The sequence below is a fragment of the Paenibacillus algorifonticola genome, assembly GCF_050481745.1.
GTDB classification, from domain to species: Bacteria; Bacillota; Bacilli; order Paenibacillales; family Paenibacillaceae; genus Pristimantibacillus; species Pristimantibacillus algorifonticola_A.
Window position 1 is genome coordinate 1 of sequence record NZ_JBCNGR010000040.1, and the last position, 23691, is coordinate 23691.

Annotated in this window: 28 protein-coding genes; 27 read left to right on the plus strand and 1 reads right to left on the minus strand. The window is 39.1% G+C overall.

The window, feature by feature from the left end:
• Positions 1-90: 90 nt before the first annotated feature.
• The 4 genes from ABEW34_RS27635 to ABEW34_RS27650 all read left to right on the plus strand — a co-directional run bounded on the left by ABEW34_RS27635 (position 91) and on the right by ABEW34_RS27650 (position 2261).
• Positions 91-462 (plus strand): hypothetical protein, encoded by a 372-nt coding sequence (locus tag ABEW34_RS27635; RefSeq protein WP_430163691.1) that lies wholly within the window; start codon positions 91-93, stop codon positions 460-462.
• A gap of 268 nt (positions 463-730) precedes the next feature.
• On the plus strand, positions 731-1198 hold the full coding sequence (locus tag ABEW34_RS27640; RefSeq protein WP_430163694.1) for a hypothetical protein: 468 nt from the start codon (positions 731-733) through the stop codon (positions 1196-1198).
• 132 nt (positions 1199-1330) lie between these two features.
• A complete protein-coding gene (locus tag ABEW34_RS27645) occupies positions 1331-1696 on the plus strand; it encodes a hypothetical protein (RefSeq protein ID WP_430163696.1) in 366 nt (121 codons plus the stop codon).
• 166 nt (positions 1697-1862) lie between these two features.
• Entirely contained in the window at positions 1863-2261 is a 399-nt protein-coding gene (locus tag ABEW34_RS27650; RefSeq protein ID WP_430163699.1) for a GNAT family N-acetyltransferase, read from the plus strand.
• 190 nt (positions 2262-2451) lie between these two features.
• Here the strand turns inward: ABEW34_RS27650 and ABEW34_RS27655 are convergent, their stop codons facing one another.
• Positions 2452-3006: a TetR/AcrR family transcriptional regulator gene (locus tag ABEW34_RS27655; protein WP_430163702.1), complete on the minus strand. Its 555-nt coding sequence runs from the start codon at positions 3004-3006 to the stop codon at positions 2452-2454.
• A 152-nt stretch (positions 3007-3158) separates the two neighbouring features.
• Here ABEW34_RS27655 and ABEW34_RS27660 point away from each other — a divergent pair, with 152 nt between their 5' ends.
• The 23 genes from ABEW34_RS27660 to ABEW34_RS27770 all read left to right on the plus strand — a co-directional run bounded on the left by ABEW34_RS27660 (position 3159) and on the right by ABEW34_RS27770 (position 23652).
• Positions 3159-4073 (plus strand): ketopantoate reductase family protein, encoded by a 915-nt coding sequence (locus ABEW34_RS27660; protein WP_430163705.1) that lies wholly within the window; start codon positions 3159-3161, stop codon positions 4071-4073.
• Positions 4074-4428: 355 nt separating this feature from the next.
• Entirely contained in the window at positions 4429-5295 is an 867-nt protein-coding gene (locus ABEW34_RS27665) for a helix-turn-helix domain-containing protein (protein WP_430163708.1), read from the plus strand.
• Between the two features lie 37 nt (positions 5296-5332).
• Complete coding sequence (locus tag ABEW34_RS27670) at positions 5333-6625, plus strand: ABC transporter substrate-binding protein (protein WP_430163711.1); 1293 nt, start codon at positions 5333-5335, stop codon at positions 6623-6625.
• Between the two features lie 97 nt (positions 6626-6722).
• Entirely contained in the window at positions 6723-7628 is a 906-nt protein-coding gene (locus ABEW34_RS27675; protein WP_430163715.1) for a carbohydrate ABC transporter permease, read from the plus strand.
• The gene (locus tag ABEW34_RS27680; protein ID WP_430163718.1) at positions 7628-8452 is read left to right on the plus strand and encodes a carbohydrate ABC transporter permease; all 825 of its coding nucleotides are present in this window, start codon (positions 7628-7630) and stop codon (positions 8450-8452) included. Before ABEW34_RS27675 ends, ABEW34_RS27680 begins: the two co-directional genes overlap by 1 nt.
• Before the next feature lie 5 nt (positions 8453-8457).
• Positions 8458-11013, plus strand: a complete 2556-nt coding sequence (locus ABEW34_RS27685) for a hypothetical protein (RefSeq protein ID WP_430163721.1) — start codon at positions 8458-8460, stop codon at positions 11011-11013.
• A gap of 35 nt (positions 11014-11048) precedes the next feature.
• A complete protein-coding gene (locus tag ABEW34_RS27690) occupies positions 11049-12119 on the plus strand; it encodes a glycoside hydrolase family 88/105 protein (RefSeq protein WP_430163723.1) in 1071 nt (356 codons plus the stop codon).
• 136 nt (positions 12120-12255) lie between these two features.
• Positions 12256-12591 carry a hypothetical protein gene (locus ABEW34_RS27695; RefSeq protein ID WP_430163726.1) on the plus strand — a complete coding sequence of 112 codons (336 nt, stop codon included), beginning with the start codon at positions 12256-12258 and terminating at the stop codon, positions 12589-12591.
• 426 nt (positions 12592-13017) lie between these two features.
• Positions 13018-13671: a 3'-5' exonuclease gene (locus tag ABEW34_RS27700; RefSeq protein ID WP_430163729.1), complete on the plus strand. Its 654-nt coding sequence runs from the start codon at positions 13018-13020 to the stop codon at positions 13669-13671.
• Between the two features lie 648 nt (positions 13672-14319).
• Positions 14320-14550, plus strand: coding sequence for a hypothetical protein (locus tag ABEW34_RS27705; RefSeq protein ID WP_430163732.1), 231 nt, complete (start codon positions 14320-14322; stop codon positions 14548-14550).
• A gap of 39 nt (positions 14551-14589) precedes the next feature.
• On the plus strand, positions 14590-15330 hold the full coding sequence (locus tag ABEW34_RS27710; RefSeq protein WP_430163735.1) for an ATP-grasp domain-containing protein: 741 nt from the start codon (positions 14590-14592) through the stop codon (positions 15328-15330).
• Positions 15331-15411: 81 nt separating this feature from the next.
• Positions 15412-15951 (plus strand): hypothetical protein, encoded by a 540-nt coding sequence (locus ABEW34_RS27715; protein ID WP_430163737.1) that lies wholly within the window; start codon positions 15412-15414, stop codon positions 15949-15951.
• 74 nt (positions 15952-16025) lie between these two features.
• A complete protein-coding gene (locus ABEW34_RS27720; RefSeq protein ID WP_430163739.1) occupies positions 16026-16370 on the plus strand; it encodes a hypothetical protein in 345 nt (114 codons plus the stop codon).
• Between the two features lie 366 nt (positions 16371-16736).
• The gene (locus ABEW34_RS27725) at positions 16737-17171 is read left to right on the plus strand and encodes an SdpI family protein (RefSeq protein ID WP_430163741.1); all 435 of its coding nucleotides are present in this window, start codon (positions 16737-16739) and stop codon (positions 17169-17171) included.
• Positions 17172-17221: 50 nt separating this feature from the next.
• Positions 17222-17581: a GNAT family N-acetyltransferase gene (locus ABEW34_RS27730; protein ID WP_430163744.1), complete on the plus strand. Its 360-nt coding sequence runs from the start codon at positions 17222-17224 to the stop codon at positions 17579-17581.
• Positions 17582-17931: 350 nt separating this feature from the next.
• Entirely contained in the window at positions 17932-18306 is a 375-nt protein-coding gene (locus ABEW34_RS27735; RefSeq protein ID WP_056041156.1) for a GntR family transcriptional regulator, read from the plus strand.
• Between the two features lie 3 nt (positions 18307-18309).
• Positions 18310-19173, plus strand: a complete 864-nt coding sequence (locus tag ABEW34_RS27740; RefSeq protein WP_430163748.1) for an ABC transporter ATP-binding protein — start codon at positions 18310-18312, stop codon at positions 19171-19173.
• On the plus strand, positions 19174-19815 hold the full coding sequence (locus ABEW34_RS27745; RefSeq protein WP_430163750.1) for an ABC-2 transporter permease: 642 nt from the start codon (positions 19174-19176) through the stop codon (positions 19813-19815).
• 536 nt (positions 19816-20351) lie between these two features.
• Entirely contained in the window at positions 20352-20753 is a 402-nt protein-coding gene (locus ABEW34_RS27750) for a hypothetical protein (protein WP_430163753.1), read from the plus strand.
• 228 nt (positions 20754-20981) lie between these two features.
• Positions 20982-21317: a hypothetical protein gene (locus ABEW34_RS27755; RefSeq protein ID WP_430163756.1), complete on the plus strand. Its 336-nt coding sequence runs from the start codon at positions 20982-20984 to the stop codon at positions 21315-21317.
• A gap of 55 nt (positions 21318-21372) precedes the next feature.
• On the plus strand, positions 21373-21741 hold the full coding sequence (locus ABEW34_RS27760) for a hypothetical protein (RefSeq protein WP_430163759.1): 369 nt from the start codon (positions 21373-21375) through the stop codon (positions 21739-21741).
• Positions 21742-21806: 65 nt separating this feature from the next.
• Positions 21807-22553 (plus strand): sulfite exporter TauE/SafE family protein, encoded by a 747-nt coding sequence (locus ABEW34_RS27765; protein ID WP_430163762.1) that lies wholly within the window; start codon positions 21807-21809, stop codon positions 22551-22553.
• 58 nt (positions 22554-22611) lie between these two features.
• Entirely contained in the window at positions 22612-23652 is a 1041-nt protein-coding gene (locus tag ABEW34_RS27770) for a YfiT family bacillithiol transferase (RefSeq protein WP_430163765.1), read from the plus strand.
• The last annotated feature ends 39 nt before the right edge of the window (positions 23653-23691 follow it).

Consider the following 23691-nt stretch of genomic DNA (forward strand, 5'->3'; position numbering starts at 1 on the left):
ATTTTTATCGTAGCACTCCAGAGGGAGTGGCTGAAACCACACTGTATAACAAAGCGATACCAAGATATATAACCTATTAAGGAGCTCAGTATGAAATTTTTTAACAGACCCCGACAAGAAATAAGAACTAAGTTTGAAGTGGATTTGTTATATAAAGCACAATCAATGAAATCAGCTAAACCACCGCATCCTTGGGCAACGGAAGTTATCATTCCAGCAGCCGGATGTATCGCTTGTGGATGGAATATTGATGAAGATCTTGTTCTAATTAGCGGCTCAGGCTATAGTCTTACTCAAGCTAGAACAGGGCTATTAATACATAGAGATAGGGATTCTAATTTAACTTACGAAAGAATGAGTAATAACGATTTAACTTTTCAATTGCCATTAAATAATGAGTATATAAGTATTTTTGGTTTTGAATCAGGGGATTCATACAACAAACGATGGCTGGATCGTTAATGTTATTTACCCTTGGTGGCCAAGAGCATCTGTAATCATAGATAATGTTTTTAAAGCAGCTTATACATACCTAAATGACGCTATTATGCTTGATATAAACCGATTAGATGGGAACATTAAATGTGGATTTTCACCATCAGGCAAAAAATTAGTCATTATGGGCTCAGGCGGAGCGTTGGTTTATTCAAGAGAGTAAGGCCTTTTAGTAAATTCAAAGAAGGCATTATTATCACCATAAGAAGAACTACTAAAGAACATGGAGAAAGCCATGAAAACCATAAAACAATTATGTGGATACCATTACATTGGATTAGTTATCGGATACTTCAGTAAACAAGACATCATAAAATGGGTAGATACTGTGATTGAGGATCAGGAAAATTTTCCATATGAATTAATTGACGTCTCATTGTCCAATAATAAGTCGCTTAAAGAAACCATTTCAATCCTAAAAAAAGCCTGTTGTGAGAATACACTTATTGAATCGCTATATAAAATAATAGGTGATTTGGTAATTGAACTTGAAGAGGGGCGTATGACAAATGAGAATTTTTTTAGATATATAAATAATATCCTTGATCAAGGAAATGCTTTATTAATTGATGATAAGTTATCTAATATATTGGATCGATTGGATGACGGATATTACTTGGCGACACAAGGAATCTATGGAGATATAGAAACTATTCGAGAAGAAGCATTAGAGGAATTAAAACATTTTAAAAACTATAAGTAGATTCAGCAGATAACCCTGCATGTACCAAAATGAGAGCTATCTAAATCTGTGAAGGTTTGTGATTGTGACAACCGTATCTGCAAGTATCGAAAAATGATGAAATTGTTGAAGAACTCAAGAAAGGAATTTAATATGGCCATTAATCATGTCATTTTAGAATTGTATTGTGGATTTGATAAAGCAAAGAACGGAAAGGCTCCTCTGTATTGCAGATATGGATCGTATCATCCTGGTTACCATTGCTTAGAAAACTCTTGTGAATCTTTATCTTATACAAAGGCTCCAAGTGAAATTGCCTACTCTGATAATGAAGGCGAGTCAGAATTCGAAAAGAATGCATGGATTGGTTTTGGTGGTGATATGAATCCGGAATCATTTGATGATGAAAATAACTATGAAAGCTTAAAAAATATATGGGAAGAAATATGTAAGAGAAAAATTCGAGAATCTTATAACGAGTACATGGAAAGAACTGAAGGAATGCGCAATAATAAATAATTATTCTGGGAGTAGCAAGAATCATTTGAAAAATCAATTCATGTTATGGGAATTCGCCCTCGGTCTGGCCGAAGCTGAAACCATGTAAGATGATTCAACCATACAATCATTGTGAACGATGTAGAAACACCCCTACTTCCAAAATTAATCAAAGGACCTAAAAGACATGAATAATTTAAAACTTGTAAAGCCTCAAATTGAATTGAAGGATGAGTATTTAGCTTTCTATCAGGAGTGGAAAGAATCTAAAGAGGATATGGTTCCCTGGGTCATTAGTGAAGATCCAAGTGATTTTCAAAAGATGCTAGCTTTTTTGTCTAATCATGAATTGGGCTTGGGAATACCCGAAGGCTGGGTTCCGGATTCAACGTTTTGGCTGATAAATGATCGAAATAGGGTGATAGGTGCAGTTAATATTAGGCATCGATTATCCGAATTTTTGTTTAATGCTGCTGGTAATGTAGGATCTGAAAAAACGATCATTAAAAATGGCGGAAAACCGGACACAGATTTCATTGAGGATGATGGAAATATAATTAAAAGGTATTGGATAAAGAATAACTAAGTTCATTTTTAAACTAAGATGGAACAATTAGTGTATCATTTGACTATTTCCTTATAGACTGCATGATCAGCCTCCGGGCTGTGCATGCGGTCTTCTTTTTATTTCTGCAGCTAACTCTGCATGTAGGAATTGCGACTAACGTAGCATTCAAGCCCAGGATGCGGAGCTTTATTGAATGGGCTAAGTAGATTCATTTTTTAGAATATGGTGCTAACCCCTTTGTATGTAGGTTTTCCACTAACTCGAAAAATTCTTCTGGCGATAAATCCTTTTGTCGCTTGAGCCAAAGACGAAATAAAGAAAGTGATGTTGATAGGTGAAACTCAATCAAGTATGGCGTTATGGAGTTGTTTTCCGGAAGGTTTAATTTCAAGCTATCAAGGGTGATTTCTCTTTTCAAGCGTTCTAAAAAACGAATACTGCCATAATCGCCCAAGAGGGCATTGAGAATCGAGAGATACTCCCTGTTCTCCAAACAATGAAGCGGATTTTGAACAGCAGTATGCGTAGATAGCTCATTATTCGCCAATTCTTCTTTTATGTAGTTCAATAAATCATTTTCAACAAAGTCTAACAATTCGTAAATATCAGTAAAGTATTGATAAAATGTGCTGCGGTTATATCCCGACTTATTCGCAATCTCTTGAATCGAGATTTTTTCAATAGGCTTTTGACTATATAACTCACAAAAAACATCTATAAACACTTGTCTTGTTTTTTCCGTTATTTGGGGCTGCTTTTTCATTTTTTTTAGTCTCCTATTGGGAACAAGAATATCATCCGACAAATTATAAAAAACTGATGTTTGATGAAGGCATAATAAAGATTTATGATTATATCATACAACATGTTGTCTGATATTCAAGAAAAAATGGTTATAAAATAGGGGTGATTTTTATGTCAGTAAAACAAAATAGAATTTTAATTTTTGGTGCAGGTGTTATAGGGAGCATATACGCAATTAAATTCATTGAAGCAGGGCTTGACGTTACTATGTTAGCACGTTCTAATCGATTTAATACATTGAAAGAAAATGGCCTGAAATATAATGAAAAAGGTGTGGTCAAATCTATAAAAGTAAATGTCATTGATGAGCTTGAACATGATGATGTTTATGATTTTATTTTCGTTACCGTTCGTTACGATCGATCCGAATCAGCGTTGTTAGCACTAAAAGACAATCAAAGCAAAAATATTGTTACAATGATTAGTAATCCAATTGGATTTTCTTCATGGCTGGATATTGTAGGGGATAGACTTTTACCAGGCTTCCCCGGCGTTGGGGGACAGATTAAAGATGGAATATTGTACGCTCGAATTCCACCAAAGTTATTAGCGGCTACGAGGTTCGGAGAAATTAATGGCGCAGTGACAGAACGTATAGAAACTCTCGCAGGATTATTCAGAATAGCAAAACTTCCTTACGAAATAAATAAGGATATAAGTGCGTATTTAATAACTCATGCCGTGACGGATATTGCAATGCTTAGTTTTTTGAAAAGTGATAATAAGATCATTGACCCCAAAACAGCTAGAACCAGAAAAACGGCACATCAAATAACATACACGCTGAAAGCGAATTTAAGGGCTGTACAAAAAGCTGGTGTTACGTTTGATCCGTCTAAAATTAAAATTTTGCTTAAATGTCCGGATTGGATTTTGGATTTTTTCTTTATGATATGGTTACGGACGAATATGGTAAAGGATATGATGTTGCCGGATTATGCGATTAATGCAAACAACGAAATTGTACAGTTGAATAACGACTTAATGAAGTTTTTAAGTCAAAATGAATCCACGCCACTTTCTTGATAGGAATAACCAGGTGCTGGGCTAATAGACCGCATGATCAGCCTTTGGGCTGTACATGCGGTCTTCTTTTTATTTCCGCAATAAGTCTTCATGTAAGTATTAAGGCTGCCACAGCGCGTTCAAGCGTGCGATACAGCACAACTTCCTTCATGAATGAACCAGTATTTGGTTTTAAAGTATAAATTTATGGGCTAATGAAATCAGTTCTTATCATTTTCAACAATTTTGATCAACAAGACAGCAATATAGTCCTGATTCTATTTAATTTACTGTGTTACAATTCAATTAAAGCGCTATCATTTTTAATTATTGATCTATATTGCTTATTCTATTCATAGAAGGGAGGTCGTTTCCAGTGCTATCCATCCATACCCCGACGAATGTTGCTTTGGAGGAAAATGAAGTTTATGTGCGGTCAGAAGCGGATAATTTTCAGGATGAATGGCCTATTCATACTCATGACGGTTATGAAATTCATTATTTTATACAGGGGGATGCGAGCTTCTTAATCGGTGATCGAATTTATAAGCCTTCGCCCGGTGATATGTTTGTATTCAGAGGGGCGGTGCCGCACCGGATTAATCCTTCAAGAGAAATTGTATACAAGCGAAGCTTCGTCAATTTTACAGAATTATTGCTTTTGGACATGCTAAGTGTTAGCCAACTCGAAAATTTGATGTCTATCTTTCGTTATCCTAATGGATTGTTGGTGCACTGGTCCTTAGGGGAGCGTGAACAAATCAAAAGCATATTCAAAGGAATCAAGGAGGAGATGGAAGCCAGAAATACAGGATATAAAATGATGATCAAGATGAGCCTGACTCAACTGCTGCTGCGCATCTACCGGAAAATGAAAATGGAGCAGTCTGTGAATGATCTTTCATCTCCTTCCCAGAAGCAAACAAGTGTGAGCCGGGTGCTTAACTATTTGAACCAAAATTACACGGAGAACGTCACTTTGGATGAGCTGTCCAAGATGCTCCATTTGAATAAGTATTACATTTGCCATTCTTTCAAAGAGACGACGGGCTACACCGTGAGTAATTACGTCATACGAAAACGGGTGGCCGAAGCCAAAAAGCTGCTGCTGTCCACGAATGAGCCGATTTTGTCCATATCAGAAACACTGGGCTTCAACACACCTGAATATTTCAGCAGAGCCTTTAAACAATATGTAGGTGCATCGCCACAGCTATTTCGTAAAAATAAAGTGCTTAACTAAAGCGAAATTCATTAATCATTTCAAAGGGGATGTTTGTATGAAAAGAAGAACGAACTTCAAGCTCAGCTTTAGCCTGGTTTTGATTATGTCGCTCATTATGCTAACCGCTTGCGGCAATACGGATACTAGTACCGGCAATACCAGCAGCGCCGGAGGGACCAAGCAGGCTACTCTAGATTTCTTGTGGTTCTCTGATGGGAATGAAGGAGAAGTGATCAAGGAGATCATTAAAGAATACGAGCAGTCCAATGCCAATGTCAAAATCAATCTGATTGAAGTCGGCTTCAAGGATCTCCAAACGAAATTGAAAACGATGATATCTGGCGGCAAGCCGCCTGCTCTAAGCCGGATCACGGATACGGGATCATTCGCTAATCAGGCAGTTGATCTTACCCCTTATGTGGACAGTGCTGATCAATTCGAGGGTCAATTTATCGATTCGCTTAAGCCTTATTATGTTATTAATGACAAGCTGGTCGCTGCCCCTATGGACGTAACAGCGAATGGGCTGATTTATAACAAAACTTTATTTGATAAAGCGGGCGTCAAAGTGCCGACTTCAGCAGACGATGTGTGGACGTGGGATGAATATACGGCTGCGCTGAAAGAGGTTATGGCCAAAGGCGGAGCAAGATATGGCATGGTTTGGGATGTCACGCCGCATAGATGGTCTACCCTTCTGTATCAGAACGGCGGAAGCATCTTATCGGAAGACGGCAAAGCAGCAGCGATAAACAGTGAAGCTGGCATCCGCACCATGGATATGTTTAAGCAGCTTCATAAAGATGGAATTATGCCTGAATCCGTATGGCTTGGCGGGGAGAACCCTAACAATCTGTTCCGCTCCGGGACGGTAGCCGCTCACTGGGCTGGCAACTGGATGATTAGCAATTACAAGGACATCACTGATTTTGAATGGGGAGTTACTTATATGCCGAAAGGAACACAACGTTCCTCGGTGCCAGGCGGAAAATTCCTCATGGCTTTCAAGGACAGCGGCAATGAGAAGGAGGCCGCGGAATTTATTAAATATTTAACGTCCAAAGAAGTGAATTCTAAATATAATCAAGAGTCACTGTTCATGAGTCCGCGCAAGGACAGCTCCGCGTTGGATTATGAATTTGGCAAGGAAATGTATCAGGTCTTCTCGGATGAACTGAAAAATAGTTCGCCGCTTGCGGCTAATGACTGGTCCCGACAAACCATCATTTCTAAAATTACGACCGATTTGAAAAATAATATTATTGACGTTCTATCGGATAAGATGACCTCCAAGGAAGCAATGGACAAGACAGCCAAGCTGATTGACGAGGCTATTGCGAGCCAATAGGCCAGCCTAAGGCAACAATGATTAATAATAGAGGGGCGGCGGACTTAAATCCTGTCAGGCCGCCCTTTTATTAAATTCATTTGAAAGGGGTAAGCAGATGAGTGGAGGTCAAAGAGTAAATAAGAAAAAACAGGCAGGACAGACGAGGAAGCTCGCCATTGCTCCTTATCTGTTCATTCTTCCCAACCTCCTGATATTTGGTGTTTTTATCGTCATTCCCTCTTTATTGGGCTTGTTTTATTCTTTCCATGTTTATGATGGCTTGAATCCAATGAAGTTCAATGGACTCGGCAACTATATCAAGATTATTGGGGATAAGGAATTTTGGTCGACGATTGGACGAACAGGGATTTATGCGGCGATTGTTGTTCCGCTCATTTACGCAGTGGCATTAGGCATTGCTATGCTGCTTGCACGTGAGATTAAAATGCGCGGCTTTTTCAGGGCCATATTTTATTGGCCGACGATGATTTCTTTTATTATTGTAGGCTTGACCTGGAAATGGATTTTTGGAGATTCATTTGGCATTCTGAACCATATGCTTACTTGGGTAGGAGTGGAGCCGGTCGGCTTCCTAACCTCGCCATTCTGGGCAAATGCGGCTGTTATTATCGCGACGGTATGGTCACGGGCCGGCTTTTTCATGGTCATTTTCATAGCGGGCTTGCAGGCGATACCTACGGATTACTACGAGGCTGCCCGTTTGGATGGAGCAACGGGAATAAGGGTGTTCCGCCATATTACACTCCCGCTCTTGAAGCCTACCAGTTTGCTCGTATTCATGCTCTCTCTTATTGATGCGTTCAAAGCGTTTCCGCTTATGTTTGCGCTTACGGGAGGCGGACCAGGCAAGGAAACGACCTATATTGTCCAATACATTTATGAGATTGGCTTTACGAAGCAGGAGCTTGGCCTTGCTAGTGCGATGTCCGTGATGTTATTTGTCATTATCGGCGGGTTTTCTGCCCTGCAATTCCGTATGTCCAAAGGGGGTGCTGTCTAATGGAGCTTAGGCCACTAACCAAAGTCGCCATCTACAGTCTGTTAAGTGTAGCAGCATTATTTTGGCTGCTGCCGGTATTATGGGTCGTCATATCTGCTCTGAAAACGAATAGCGATCTGTACAGCTATCCTCCCAAGCTATGGCCGCAGCCTGTAACCTTCGAGCATTTCAAGGATGCGTTCAGCAAAGGCGATTTTGGCTTGTATTTCAAAAATAGTACGATCGTGACGCTGACTTCCACGGTGCTGCTGCTGCTGATCAATTCCATGGCAGGCTTTGCACTGGCTAAGTATCGCTTTCGCGGGAGCTCTATCATTTTGATCGGTTTTATCTCCACCCTGATGATTCCGATCGAGGTCATTATGATTCCAATATTCAAGGTGCTGAGCGCACTTGGCATGTATAACAGCATGCTTGCGATTATTATCCCGCCGGCTGCTACTCCAACTGGGGTGTTCCTGATGCGACAGTATTTGCTGACGGTACCGGATGAGCTGCTGGAGGCTGCAAGGATAGATGGAGCGGGCGAGTGGAAAATTTACTGGAGCATTATTCTTCCCATCGCCAAGCCTATTCTTGCTGTACTGGCGATCTTCTCCTTCATGTGGAGATGGGATGATTTCCTATGGCCATTAATTGCAATTAGTGATCCGGCTAAATATACGATTCAGCTTGCACTGTCTAATTTTATTGGAGAATACAGCGTAGATTGGGGAAGCTTGCTTGCCATGTCCGTAATCACAATGATTCCAGTGCTTATCGTTTTTATCATTTTCCAGCGCTATTTTGTTAGCGGCATGATTACTTCAGGTATGAAAGGATGACTCGAATGTCTGACACCATAAGTGGCGGAATGGACGCCTTGCATTATAAGCCAATGAAATTAGGCCAAGTTCAAATGATTAATCATTGGATGATTAGCGGAATCTATATGCAGCCTGTTAAATTTGTTCCAACAACGATGGAGGGGGATATTAATGATTGGCTTATTGAGGGTTTTGCCATTCATGAAAATCCCTGCCGCAAGGAATTTGTAGACAATCGGAGAATGCAGCCCCCGGCTCGCTTCTTCGAGCAATGGAGTGAGTTTCCAAAGCCAGGGGACAGACCGCAGGGAATGAAGGATGGAATGCCTTGGGAGCTGTATTCACCTTGGAATAATCCGCGAGTGGAGAAATCAGGATTTTGGTTCGTACCGACCCATCTTCGCAGCTATGCGGCGACGCGGCTTGTATCGCCTACCAGCCATACTGCCTCATTGCGGGTGAGAACCTATGGCAGCTTGGCGCTGTGGATTAATGGACAACTGGTGACAGACTTTGCCCCACTGGCTCGGAACAAGGAGCAGGAAATCGTCATTGAAGCCCAGCTTGCAGCAGGTATCAATGAAATTTATGCCTGCTGGGAGGATCTTGCCGAACGGGATACGATGTATGCTTTCGCAGTGGAATATTTAGGCGGCGAGGAACTGGATATTTCCTTGCCTATCGCTCCCGAACTGGTGCAGCTCGTGCAATCGGCAGAGCAAGCCCTTGAACAGGCTTATTTTCCTTCGGATTTTTTTAAAGGAGAGGAGATTAAGCTGCGGCTTCCGCTCCCCCTTCCTGACATCGTTACTGAGGCTAATATTCAGTATGGCAATTTTTTTGATGGGACGGAAAATAAAACGATACGCATAGCTGAGGGTGAAGCTGAGCTGACCTTGGCACATACGAATGAAATTGGCCATCATTACGTTTATTTCACATTAACCATATCTGTCTCAGGTGTTGTACTGACGAAGAAGTTCGGTTGTCAATCCTATGATACGACCTATGATGAGGCTGCCCAGAAAGCTGTAGATATAGAAGCTCGCAAATCCCTCGCCCTTCTATGTATTGCCGAGAAGGGGAGTCCGAATATACACAAGGCCATCGCCATGCTGAAAACAGGAGGCAATCCCCAGGCAGCGGAGAAGCTATTGCTTGATGGGGTGGAAGGGATAGAACAACGGAAGGATTGCAGTGACTTCTACCTGGTCGGGTTATTCCGCCTCTGGAGAGATGAGCGAAATAGCGGTTTGTTTACGGAATCGTTCTGGGATCGAGTGAAAGCTAGTATTTTGGGCTATCGCTATTGGATTGATGAGCCTGGCGATGATGTTATGTGGTTTTTCAGTGAAAACCATGCCCTGTTGTTTCATACCAATGAGCTGCTGGCTGGCCAGCTGTTCGGGGAAGAAACGTTCGGCAACAGCGGGGAATCTGGCGAAGTGCACCTGCAAAAAGCAGAGCAGAGGCTTGCGTTATGGTTCGAGCGCTTTTTTGACGAAGGACTGGCCGAATGGAATTCCAGCGCCTATATCCCGATTGATGCGGTAGGGCTGCTGCATATTTATGAATTTGCCCATAGTGAGCAGCTCAGGGAGCAAGCCAAAAAGGCAATGGACCTATTATTCTATTATATTACCGTTCAAATGCATCAAGGAGTCATGACTACGACCTTCGGACGCAGCTATGAGAAGGAATTGTTGGGCCATTATGCAGCGGGAACGACATCCATGTGCTGGATCGGATACGGAGTCGGCAATGTAAACAATTATTCCATAAGCAATGTTGCGTTGTGTTTATCGGATTACGCGCCTCCGGCATCGTACCAAGACCATTTGCTGCTCAGAGAAAAACAGCAATTGGCATTTACCAATCAACAGGGCAAGGGAGGTTATGCTCAGCTCTATCATTATCGGACGGAGGATTATTCTCTATCATCCATTATTCGATTTCGCCCAGGCAAGCAAGGCTATCAGGAGCATGTCAACCATTTATCGCTGTCTCCGGAGGCACAAATTTGGGTGAATCATCCGGCAGAAATCTATAAGCATGGAGATGGCAGGCCTTGTTTTTGGGCAGGCAATGGCATATTGCCCGACGTCGTTCAGCATGAGAGCATAGCGTTAATGATTTTTGATATTCCGACTAATCAAAGCTCAGATTGGACACATGCTTATTTTCCTTCTTATTCCTTTACGGAATGGACACAGGAGGGAAACTGGTATTTTGCCCGTCTGGATAAAGGATATGCGGCCATCTATGCGGCCAATGGAGCAGCTATGGAGACAGCTGGGGTGACAAAAGAGCGTGAGCTCATCTCGCACGGCTTGCGCAATGCATGGATTATAAGGGCAGGCAGCGAGCAGCAGTTCGGAAGCTTCAGCCATTTTAAAAACCAAATGTTAGCTGCAAGCCCGCAATTCGATAGTCAAGCCTTATCCCTTACTTTAGCAGACCCGAAATATGGTCAAATGCAATGGGGAATGAATAAGCCTTTCCTTATAGAAGGAGAGGAAATCATACACGGCGGTTATGGCGTGAGGGGGCAATTGCAGCTGCTGGACATGGGGCACTGAGCCTGAGGCAACAAAGCAAAGGAGCGAAAACGAACATGCTGAACAGAATGATGCTGCTGGAGAAAATAAGCAAGGTATCCCATGCGATGGAGTCTATGGAAAACACAACAATGGATGAGCAGTTTCCAATTGGACTAATTGATATTCACTTATGGGAATGGCCGCAAGGTGTCGGTCTATATGGCTTGCTTCAGCTTTATGAGGCAACGAAGGATGCCAAGGTGCTGGAATTTCTGGAGTCCTGGTACAATGCCAGACTGTTGGAAGGATTGCCGGAGAAAAATGTGAATACCTGCGCTCCGCTCCTTACGCTGATTTCGTTATGTGAGATTACTAGGAACAAGGAATATGAGCGTGTCTGTGAGGAATGGAGCGGCTGGATTATGGAAGGGCTGCTGCGTACGGGAGATGGCGCCTTTCAGCATATGATAACCGGAGATGCCAATGACGGGCAAATTCTAATTGATACTCTTTTTATGACGGTTCTATTTTTGGCGAAGGCTGGGGTGTACTTTAACAAGCCTGAGTATGTGGAAGAAGCCAAGCGACAGTTCCTTGTGCATATCAAATATTTGTATAATAAGCAAACCGGATTATTCTATCATGGTTGGGATTTTAACGAAAATCATAATTATGGCGCTGTCCATTGGGGCAGAGGCAATGCGTGGTACACGGCGGGAGTCATTGATTTCCTTAATATCGCGCCGCTAGAAGAAGGGCTGAAAGCCTATTTGCTGGATACGGCGACCGCTCAAATCAGAGCACTGAGCAAGCTTCAGGAAGCGGATGGCATGTGGCACACTGTACTGGATGATCCGGACTCTTATAAAGAGGCCTCGGCTACAGCAGCGTTTGGCTATGGCATTCTTAAGGGTATCCGGTATGGCTACTTGGATGAATCCTATCGTCAGACAGGCTTGAAGGCACTTGAAGCTGTATTGCAGCAAATTGATGAAAAAGGGATTGTACAGCAGGTGTCCTACGGAACTCCTGTCGGCCAGAATGCCCAGTTTTATAAGGACATTCCGCTTAGCCCGATGGGCTATGGACAGGCGCTCGCTTTGTTCATCCTGATAGAGGGCTTGAACGCTTCGGCCGACGAATAATAGCAAGGCTTCTTGTGGGGAGGTTATGGGAATGAAGGTTCCTGTAGCCTCCCCTTTTGTGTGATTTTATAGTAATATTATTCCAAGTGATGAGGACGAAATTTCATATATGACTTATTGCCCAGGTGATTAAAAAATGAATAACAATCCAAAGAAGAGTAAACCAAGAGAACACCTAATTGATTTTTTAGAGTTACGAGAAATAATAAACAGCTACGATCCCTTGGGACTTATTAAGGGTGGGGCCCCTGAAGATGAACATGATAATTTAACAAGTGAATTGCAAAATTTACTTTGTGGAAATAAATTGAATGAAATCCGTCCTCTATTAATTAATTGCTATGAATGGTATGGGTCTGATCCCAATGAAATAAAAGATGAATATGTTGAGAGATTTCAGAAGAAAGTTGATGAAACTCTTAGTAGGATTATGGAGTGGTATATACACAAAAATGTTATGAATGTCCGGTGATCCTTGCAATAAAGAATACAAATAAATCAATTGATGAAATAGGAACAATAATTTTAGAAAAACTGGAAGTAAGAGTTTATTATGGCCAAGTTCGATATGAGCTTTCTTTAAAGTATTCATATAACAGGATTAGAGAATGGAGTATTAATTAATTTTCGTAAATAACAAGAACGTAATCGCAATTGATTAAGATTCATGAGTATTGGAGGTAATAAATTTAATAATGCTATAAGAACGATTAGATAATTCGAAGACGAGGAAACTGCGTATAACACTGTAGTCATGCTACGTCACTATCGCTCCTTGATCCAGCAGAAATGAAGATAGGGAAGAGGATTTAGCCGGACAACTACTACAAGCTTGTTACCTATAGCCACTTAAAACTATCAAGTTCGTGAATACAAGAACATAAATGAGGTGAACTTCATGGAGATTAAAATGATATCGGACACAGAATATACGGTATCAGGAGTGTCTATTAAAGATATAGTGAAGCAAAGATATTGTGTATTTGATTTTGAATCAACTGGAATAAATCATGAGACAGAGCATATTACACAGATTGGTGCTGTAATCATAGAGAACAATTGCATACAGGAATCCAAGACTTTTAATACCTTTATTAAATCTCCAAAACCAATTCCTAAATCAGTTGAACAATTTACTGGAATTTATAATACACAGCTAGAAAACGCGCCTTTATTCAAGGACCAGTATCATGACTTTCTCGAATTCACTAAAGATAGCATCTTAATTACACATGCAGGGTATGAGTTTGATTTGCCTCTGTTATTAAATGAATGCAAGAGAAACGAACTTCCAATGATAACGAATACTTGTATAGATACTAAAGCGTTATTTTCATATTTATATCCAGAAGTAACGGAAATCATTTGGACAGATTATTTGATCAAATATTATAACATCCAGGATAAGGATCTACGAAGGCATGATGCACTAGGTGACAGTATTTTAATTGGACGGATTTTTTTGAGAATCATCGAAGAGCTGCAAGCTAGAAACATAAATGATATCGAATTTATAGATCCAGTAATCGTTAAGAGATTTCAGATCAATTAGTCAATGCTGATACCTATTATTTTGAGATAGAGGATACGATACAACCTGAAAGGGATGATTCCTGTAAGATAGCTGCGTCGTTAAAAAGTCTATAATCATACTGGATTGAAAACATAATTAAGCTCGGTAGTAAAGAAGAACGCTACTTACCAATTGATTTCTCAGATCAATATACTAAATTATTAATAGGACAGGATGAATTAATAGAGCAAATAGTACGATCTCAAGAACGGTTGTGAGTAGTTAATCGTATCCAAGGCCGCCCATCGAACTTAAGGTGATATAAGGCTCAAAATACAGGAACGGTTACGAAGTTGGTGAATATGACGAAACAAAAATAATCGTAATTTATTTTTCTAAGGCTAATGCAGAAGATGCAATTGAGAATTTTAAAAGTCTAAATTAGAAAATTAGAAGTGAGACATGGAAGATAGATATGTTACTTGCGGGAGCATAGGTAATTACGGCCATGCGATAAGCAAAGGGAAGACCTAAAAAATCATAAATGAAGATGAGGAAAAGTATAGAGTAAAAGGAAACCATGGAAGCGCAGTATGGATCTCGAAATATTATTTCATAGAGGGAATTGCTTCAATACCGTTATTAGAAAGCTGGAAATTTGATGATGATATTAATGATTTTGATTTAGTGGAAATTACGCTTACTTTTACTGATGGAAGCAAACGATGGTGTCTTGTGACAACTCCACAAAAGTTAGTAAAACATTTTAGCAGCGATAACCTTGATCCGCCAGGCTTTAATATACAACATTTAATAATTAACAAGACATTAGATATAAGTGACGTTGACAAGATTTTGAAGCGTCTGGATGAACAAGATGAATTAATAATTGCCAGCAAACCCTTGTTTGAGAGCTGATTTGAAAAAAAGTGATAGAGAAAAAGAGAGGTGTACAGTATGAAAGCATATATACAGACAGATAAAAATGGAGAGTTCTATAATGTGAATGCTTTTATTGCAAACGAAGGTTTTACATCATTAGGATGGGAGACCATTAAGTTTTATGATATTACAGAAATCAAAGAAAATAATGCCGAAGATTTAGTAGTTGGCGGAATTGGTAATGTGAGAAAGCGTCTTGAGATTTTAGGTGTAGAAAGGAATCAAGGGGAAATCGATTATCCGGCTTCCTTATCTCATTATTTTGGCAGAAAAATATGGACGACTACTACTCAAGAGCTTTTTAAAAATAAACAGAACTGGAACGTTTTTATAAAGCCTAAAGACATAACGAAAAAGTTTGCTGGAACGGTTGTGAAGGAATATAAAGATTTTATAGGTTTAATTGCAGAAAATGAGGATACGAATATTTGGTGTTCAGAAGTTATTGATTTTATAACGGAATGGCGTTGTTTTATACGCTACGGACAAATACTTGATATTAGATATTATAAAGGTGCTTGGGATTCAAAATTGGATTTAAATATTATAAAAAGTGCGGTTAGGGATTTTATTGATGCGCCAGCTGCATATGGTATGGATTTTGGCATTGATCAAGAAGGCAATATGAAGCTGGTAGAAATAAACGATGGTCATTCGCTAGGGAGCTATGGAATCAGTCCTGTAAACTATGCGAAATTTCTCTCAGCTAGATGGTCAGAATTAACAGGGACTACGGACTATTTAAGAAGCTTATAGGTTAAGGGGGCATCTTATCTGGCTCTGGGCTACTAATATCCCTTTAAGAATCAGTATATAAATCAGGAGGGATGGAAAGCTGTGAATATATATGGACATATAAAGCATGCCACAGAAGAGTTAGAGCCCATATTTTCTGAAAAAAATATAATCGACAATGATGTGATTATCGCTGCGATTAGGAGATCATGGATTTATATTCACAAATATATTAAAAACATAAATCCTATGTGGACAAACCACTTTAATGATAGGCTCAATTGCATAAAAGCATTGGAAATAATGATTACGAAAGATATGTTAACTGAAACGTCACGGGCTTATGAAAGGTTGAAAAATGAACGAATAGTTAAGAGCTATATGATGATTTATATTGGACTCATGCAATCATTATTAGTTTTTAATAAGCCATTTGAAGAATCCTGTGATAGATGTCAAGGAGACCTGTATTACTATACTAACTTAACAGAGAACATTCTAATTAAAGAATGTAATACTTGTTCTACTTGGTATGATAGTAAAACAGGCGAGAGTCTTCAAGGAAACAGAGAAAGCATATTACGACCAACAACAAGATTCGAATTGATATATGCAGCATTATATAGAGAAACAAGGGATTAGAATGAACCAGAAACATCTGCGACAATAATTTTTCTTCGCGAGTACCAGGACATTATATGAAAGGAAAGTAAAGAATGAAATTTATATTTGAGAACTTTTCATGTGATGTGGATGTTTTTTATAAAGAGGATGACATTTTATTAAGATTTTATGATAGTTCAAGAGAGCAAGAGGAAGAAGAGATTATCAACTTAGTTATAGTAGACCCTGGATTTGGGTATCTTTGTTTAAAAGTTAAGGGTGAAGCAGCCTTGCTGAGCGGATATTTAGATGAAAGTGTTTTTCAAACTAATGAAATTGTAGAAGCTGCTATCACTTTTATAGAAAATCTATCCCCACATACAAGGAATAGTTATATTCCAAGCCATGTTGCACGATTTAGACGAACAAGTTTTATTGAATATAATGGCGAGTATTAAATTCAGATTTAACGCTATCCAACCATACAAAAACATGAAATAAAATCGGCATAATTCAAATGCTTTATTATTTGTCAAAAATCGTGAATAGGTATAGAGGCATAAAAGGAATAATAATATTTTTGCTTTGGGTTTCAATATCGACCATTTGTGGAGTCATTAAAATGAAAGAAGACCATAATCTGTTTTTTTCTGGAGACTGGAATAAGTTCTTTGGATGGGAGTTTGTCTTATGGGAAGCTAAAGTTCCAATATATTGGAACTTCTCAATTAGTTTTTATTGTGGGGTATTTTGCTATCCGTACTGTAATTCTAGCAAATAATCTTCGAGACGATAGTAATAAGAGAATTAGGTAGGCTAGATCAATGAAGGAACATACTTCAAATGGCAGCATATTCAAGCATACTACAAATCCCCAAATTCAGTTTTTCAGGGAGGGAAAAATGGATAAAAGCCAAATCGGTAATCTTATATTAAGCTTCGTGATTGCTCTAGTCTTTTATTTAAGCGGATTCCTACTAAAGAAATATCCTCCAAAAGAAATCAATGTAACGTATGGTTATAGAACATCAAGATCATTAAAAAATATTGATTTATGGAAAGAAGCAAACAAATATAGTGCGGAAATAATGAAGCAGTATGGGGTCATATTTTTGATAATTGGATGTGTAATAAGTCTCTTGTTTAAAGGGATATCCATAACGATGATATTAATAGGATTAATGGTTTTATTTTTCGTATTAATGTTTATAAGAGTGGAGAAAAGGCTTAAAGGAATGGAATTGAACAAGATAGACTAATTAGTTATAAGAACATTATTCAAGAGCTATATCAATTCCTTTCTTACTGTATGAGTCCGAAACCGGAGCGAATTATTCATGAATGCGAAAACTATAAAACGCTAAAAAATCGAGAATTATATGGCATTTATTTTGAAAATGAACTGACAGGAATTATCGGTTTGATGCATGATACATTCGTAACAGAGCTAAAACATATAGCCATACATCCAAATCATAGAAACAAAGGGCTTGGCAGCAAATTGATAGAAGAAATACAGAAACTCACGACATCAGCTCCTATCATTGCTGAAACCGATAGAGAGGCAGTAAACTTTTACAAGAAGAATGGGTTTATTATTACGAGTTTAGGTGAGAAGTACCCTGGGGTAGAACGATTTAAATGTATATATAATTTTATGAAAGCATAACATCCACAGCATAATTTGGGAGAATCACTTGACTTCTTGCGAATTCTTCCCACTTCTCCTGCCATTGTTTAGCATCCCCTCAATGACCTGAAAGAACAATACTTATTCCAGCCTTCTCCGTAATCAATTGTTTTGTCTCTCCGCGAAATGAACGCATTTTGTTCATCGCTTACCCTCCTCGAAACCCGACCAGTCGATCCAATTACGCTATGATTTCACTTGAATTTCAATGTAATAAAAATGAGGGATATGGTGCACAAGAAGTTCACTAGGAGGTCCTATTGAAAACTGTGCAGTAGTGATATATAATGTACTGCAATGATAAGTACATTATTGGGAAGTGAGCTTGTTTGGAAATTATTATCAGCAGCAACTCGAGTAAGCCTATCTATGAACAAATCACAACACAAATCAAAGCGATGGTGATGCAAGGAGAATTAAAAACAGGCGATCCGATTCCGTCTATGCGCTCGCTCGCCAAGACGATTCATGTAAGTGTAATTACAGTGCAAAAGGCATATGAAGATTTGCAACGAGATGGGTTTATTGAAACGACAGTTGGACGAGGCAGTTTTATATCTGCACAGAACAGGGATTTTATACAGGAAGAACAGCAGAAAAAAATTGAAGAATATTTAATGCTGGCTGCGGAGACCGCACGAACAAGCGGGATAAAATTAGAAAAGCTTACGGAGCTTTTAAGCATGTTCTACAAGGGGGACTAGTCGATGAATGATTGTTTGGAGGTTAAAAATCTGTCGACGGCCTATGCCGGATCTCATTTTCATTTGGATAATGTTTCTTTTTCTGTTCCTCAAGGAAGTATCATGGGATTTGTGGGTGAGAATGGAGCAGGCAAGACAACGACGTTTAGTTCAATTCTGAATACAATCAGGAGAGACAGCGGGAAGATCGAAATTTTTGGGGAGGAGATGACAGATGAACAACCGGACATCCGCAATCATATCGGGGTTGTGTTTGATGCCATTAATTTCCCGGGGGATCTCACTGCCGATAAGTTAGCTGCAGTGTTCAAAGATATTTATCAAAAATGGGACGATGATCTCTTTCAAAATCTAATTCGCAGACTTCAGGTGCCTGCTCACATCAAAGTAAAAGACTTGTCGCGTGGCATGACGATGAAGTTGGCCACGGCAGTGGCTATGTCGCATGGAGCAAAACTGTTGCTGTTGGACGAGGCGACTTCGGGACTTGACCCTGTTGTCAGAGAAGAGATGCTGGATTTATTTTTAGAGTTTGTGGAAGATGAAGAGCATTCCATTCTCATGTCTTCCCACATCACCAGCGACTTGGAAAAAATTGCAGATTATATCACATTTATTCACAATGGAAGAATCATTTTAACAGAAAAAAAAGATACGCTTTTATACAATTACGGGATTGCTCGTTGCAAATCGGAGCAGTTTCAGATTGTTGACAAGCTGGAGTATCTCGCATACAGGAAGAGAGGACTGCAAATCGAAATGTTGATCTCTGACAAAGCTAAGTTTGCCAAAAAGCATCGTGAAATCATCATTGATGATATCACCATTGATGAAATTATGTTGTTATTAGTCAAGGGGGATCAATAAATGAGAGGACTACTCCGCAACAATTTTTATTCCATGGCGAGCAATATCCGACTTTCCTTAATAATGGCTGGATTTTTATCATTGGTTCCTTTGGTTCTTAAGGAGTCGGCCGCGATTCCCATGATTTTGTCCATACAAATATTCCTGTTTGTTGTCAATACCGGTACCTCGCTGCGAGTGGATGAAACTTCTAAATGGAACAAGTTTGAACTGACGCTGCCAATAAGGCGTCGTACGATTATTGGGGCGAAGTATGTGTCGTTTACCTTACTAATCCTCCTTGGTGTGATGATGAGTTTGCTTACGCTTGGTTTTGTGTACGTTGCAGGTTTTGAACTCGATCCGAAAATTGTGATTTATAGTTATGGATTCGGGTTGACGTTGTCGATCACATTAGTGTCTTTGATGTATCCGATCATGTTGAAGATTGGCACGGAAAAAAATGAACTTGTCGTATTTTTCTCGGGCTTTGCTGCGATAGGGATGATGCTGGTACTTGCCGCGTTACTGGCCCCTGTTACAGGAGGCATGCAGCTTCGTCACCCGCTGGTTGGTATGATTTCTTCGTGTATGGCAACAATTCTGTTTGTCATATCCTACTTTGTGTCAGTCCACATTCATCGGAATAAAGAGTTCAAGTAATGTAAGAGTGGCTCCGCCACTACTTCACGCGGAATCGTAGCTATAAGCAGGCACTCCTATTGAATGCTACCTACATCGGATGTTGGTAATTAGGGAGGAAAAATAATGAAGCCAATATCTATTATCGTAATTGTTTTAACCATAGGAGTATTCATTTTTTTAAGATTTTTCAGGATTCAATTCCTAAAATTAATGAGCCAATAACTAATCTATTCGTATTTGTAGGTTTCGTAATTTTTGCTGTTATATATGGCATTTCACGAATTAGAAAAAAATAGGCTCTTCACCGTTAGCAATGCAACGAGCAGGATAGCATCTTATGCAAGTCAGGTTTAGATGATAGACGCTAATTTAAAGATGGCTGCAACTATATAATAACTCGAAGGAAGTTGATTCATATATTTGAAAAGATGTATGCAAAAAACGTAATGAATTCGCTGCACTATCTTTTTATCTTCATTAGGTCTGAACCATTAAATCCTGTATGGAATCAAATACTTCATACCTATCAAGATTGGTTAGAGAAGGACATGAAAATGAACTATCGTTCAGTTGAAAATCTTATAAACAATCTAAGAGTATCCAAAGATACTCATCCCTATAAAGAATCTATAATTTCTATACTTGAGAAATTTAGACCTTTTGCAAGAGCAAAAAATATCGAACGCGTCTATTTAAGCATTGCACCTATTCAGTACATAATAAGCAATTTAATGGAATTAATTCGTTTGAATGAGATGGAGAAAATAAGTGCGATGGCAAGTTCAATTCATAATTATCCGTCATTCATCCTTGGAGAGTACTATTGTAGATCTATTGATTTTTGGAATGAGCATATTGATTTCTATAATAGGGTTTTTGAAAGTGATTTCATGATGGAATGGAATTGGCATCAATATTGGAAACACTTGTACTCAAACGGCCGCGCTTTTTTATAATGAGCGGTTTAGGGGAGTATGATTCCTTATGGCTAGTAATAAACCTTTCAAAAAACGGATACCAACTTCATTATGTGGAGCAGGGGAACCGAAGCCGATTTGAAGCGGGCAACGGCTCCTTTTTTTACTGTAAAATTATAAATTTGGTATACTGAAATAGACTGAAGGATTATTCATGTTTGCATTGGTTTTGTAGATTGTACAGATAAGACATTTGAGGGTGATTATATGTATGACTATGTAAGTGTATATTCGGATCAGCATTATAGTAAGAAGATTAGAACAGAAGTTATTGAAGCCTTTTTTGTTGAGACCTTACATTTTGAACGAACCAGTCGATTAAAATTTTCTAAAATGATTTGCGGAGAGCTAGTTACTGCAAAAGGTATTTCTGCCAATCAGAATGGAAACTATGCTTTTGATACTTTAGATGATGTTAAGGAAATAAATTTAATTGAGATAGATATCCCCCAAGCAAGTACCGGGCAAATGGAAGAGGAAATTGAAGAAATCGTATATGCGATAGCCAAAGAATTTTCATGGATCGTGGATTTACGAGAATGATTATGAAATTGATATAAACAAAATCGGGCTCATCATAATGAGGGAGTAGATCAAATTGAAAAAGATATCGATGGATTTTAATGAGCCGGACCCTAGTAAATTTAGAATTACAAAGGAAGAGGTCGCATATTTTAATTTGAAGATTAATGAAGAAATCATTTTTTACACAGAGGATATTCAAGTGAAGGCAGTAGTAGTGTATGACTCTCAGCAAGACCGATGGTATGGAAAACTAATAACTGAAATCATTAGAATTTCGCAAGATATTGCTGAGGCTAGAGAAGATGGGTTTGAGAATGGGAAGTTTTTTGGACAATGGACTGAAAGAAGTAATATTATCAGAAAAATGAAAGAATTTAATATTAGTGAAGAGGTAATTATGCAAATGATGAATATAAGCAAGGGCTACTTAAAAAAAATATGATTATTTGAAGGCATCTATGCAAAACTGAATTTCATACAATTTTATTTGAAGCATAAGGAGTTTTTATGGACATTGAAATCAATGCTTTTCTCATCATAGGCATATTTATCGTGCTGATAGCGGGGTTTGTACAAGGCTTAACCAGCTTCGGCTTCGCGTTAGTTACCATGCCTTTTTTAGTGAAAATGATTCCCCTGCAAGAGGTTGTGCCAATCGTCGTCATCCTCAGCTTATGCACGAATATAATCGTGCTGCTAAATAGTTGGCGGCATGTAGCCATTCAGAAAATATGGATATTAATCCTATCGAGCCTATTGGCTGCGCCGCTAGGAACCTTTTTACTCGTCTATCTCAGTGCAGACCTTCTAAAAGGCTTTACAGGAATATTAATTATTGCTTTTGCTGGTCTATTGTTATCAGGGAAATCCTTTCCTGTCCGTAATGATAAAATCGCTTTTATACCTATCGGCATGACGAGTGGGTTATTAAATGGAAGCATCTCGCTCAGCGGTCCTCCGGTTGCTTTATTTTTGTCCAATCAGGGATACAGCAAAAATGAATTTAGAGCCAACATAACCGTGTACGGCGTTATTTTAAACATGATCACAATTGGTACATTTTATTATAGCGGCCTGCTGACTCCAAAAGTGATGATGTATACCTCATTATTTGTTCCAAGCGTATTAATCGGTGTTTTCATTGGCATTATAGCGATCAAAAAGTTAGATGACCAGCTGTTTAAAAGGTTGACCTTGTGGCTCATCATCCTCTCGGGGGTGTGGACGATTCTGGGGTCGCTGAAGCTCGTGTAGGGCAACTTGCACTCTAAGTATAATGACTGAAAATCTTGCTAGGGGAGTTGATTGGAAAATGGATCATATTCGGTATCCTATAGGGCAGTTTAAACCAGTAATCAATCCAACAAATGAAGAACGTGTTTTCTTCATCAATCAAATACCAGAAATCGCAAAGACATTAAGAATGATTTTGAATGATCTGGAGCCTGCTCAAATTAACATTCCATATCGCAAAGATGGCTGGACGATAAAGCAAATCGTTCATCATCTTGCTGATAATGATATGAATGCGTACTTAAGATTTAAGAGGGCGCTGACGGAAGAGGGGCCGATGGGAAACTCTTATCGGGAAGATTTATGGGCACAATTAAGCGACTATGAAAATATACCTATTGAAGACTCTATACTACTTATTGAAATCCTTCATAGACGATTTCTGATCCTGCTAAACCATTTAAAAACGGAAGATTTCAGGCGAATTTTGAAGACACAAGTTTTAGGAGATATAACATTGGATATAGCACTTCAAAGATTTGTATGGCATAACCACCATCACATCGCTCAAATTGAGGCTGCTGTTAAAGCGAATAGCTGGCCAGTTTGGGCCACAGAACCAGTTGAGATTAAGAGCCCTGATCCCGCTTGGTTAGTGAAGGGGACACAAGAAGTTAATCGTTTAAGAGAAATTCTTTATCCGTTCGGAGTGAGAGAGATAGAACATATGGGTAGTACGTCAATTCCCAATCTCCCAGCCAAACCCATTATTGATATGATGGCAAAAATCAAGTCCTTTAATGATGTAGAAAAAGTCATTGAAAGTTTGAATGCTGATCATTGGAATTATGTTCCTCCCGAATTGGATGGACATGAGTGGAGAAGATTTTTTGTCAAAGTTAAAAATGATCGAAGAGACTGTCATCTTCATTTGATGCTGGAGGATGAAGAGCATTGGGAAAAACAAATCAAATTCAGAAATAAACTTCGTGAACAGCCTAATTTGGCCGAGCAATATGCTGAACTAAAAAGAAAGCTAGCAGAAGAAAATAGAGAAGACAGAGAAGCTTATACAGAGGCAAAAACCGACTTTATAAAAAGTATATTAGGGCGTGTCTGAAAACCCGTTCAGTGGCCCCTTTCACCGCCTTTTCGCCCC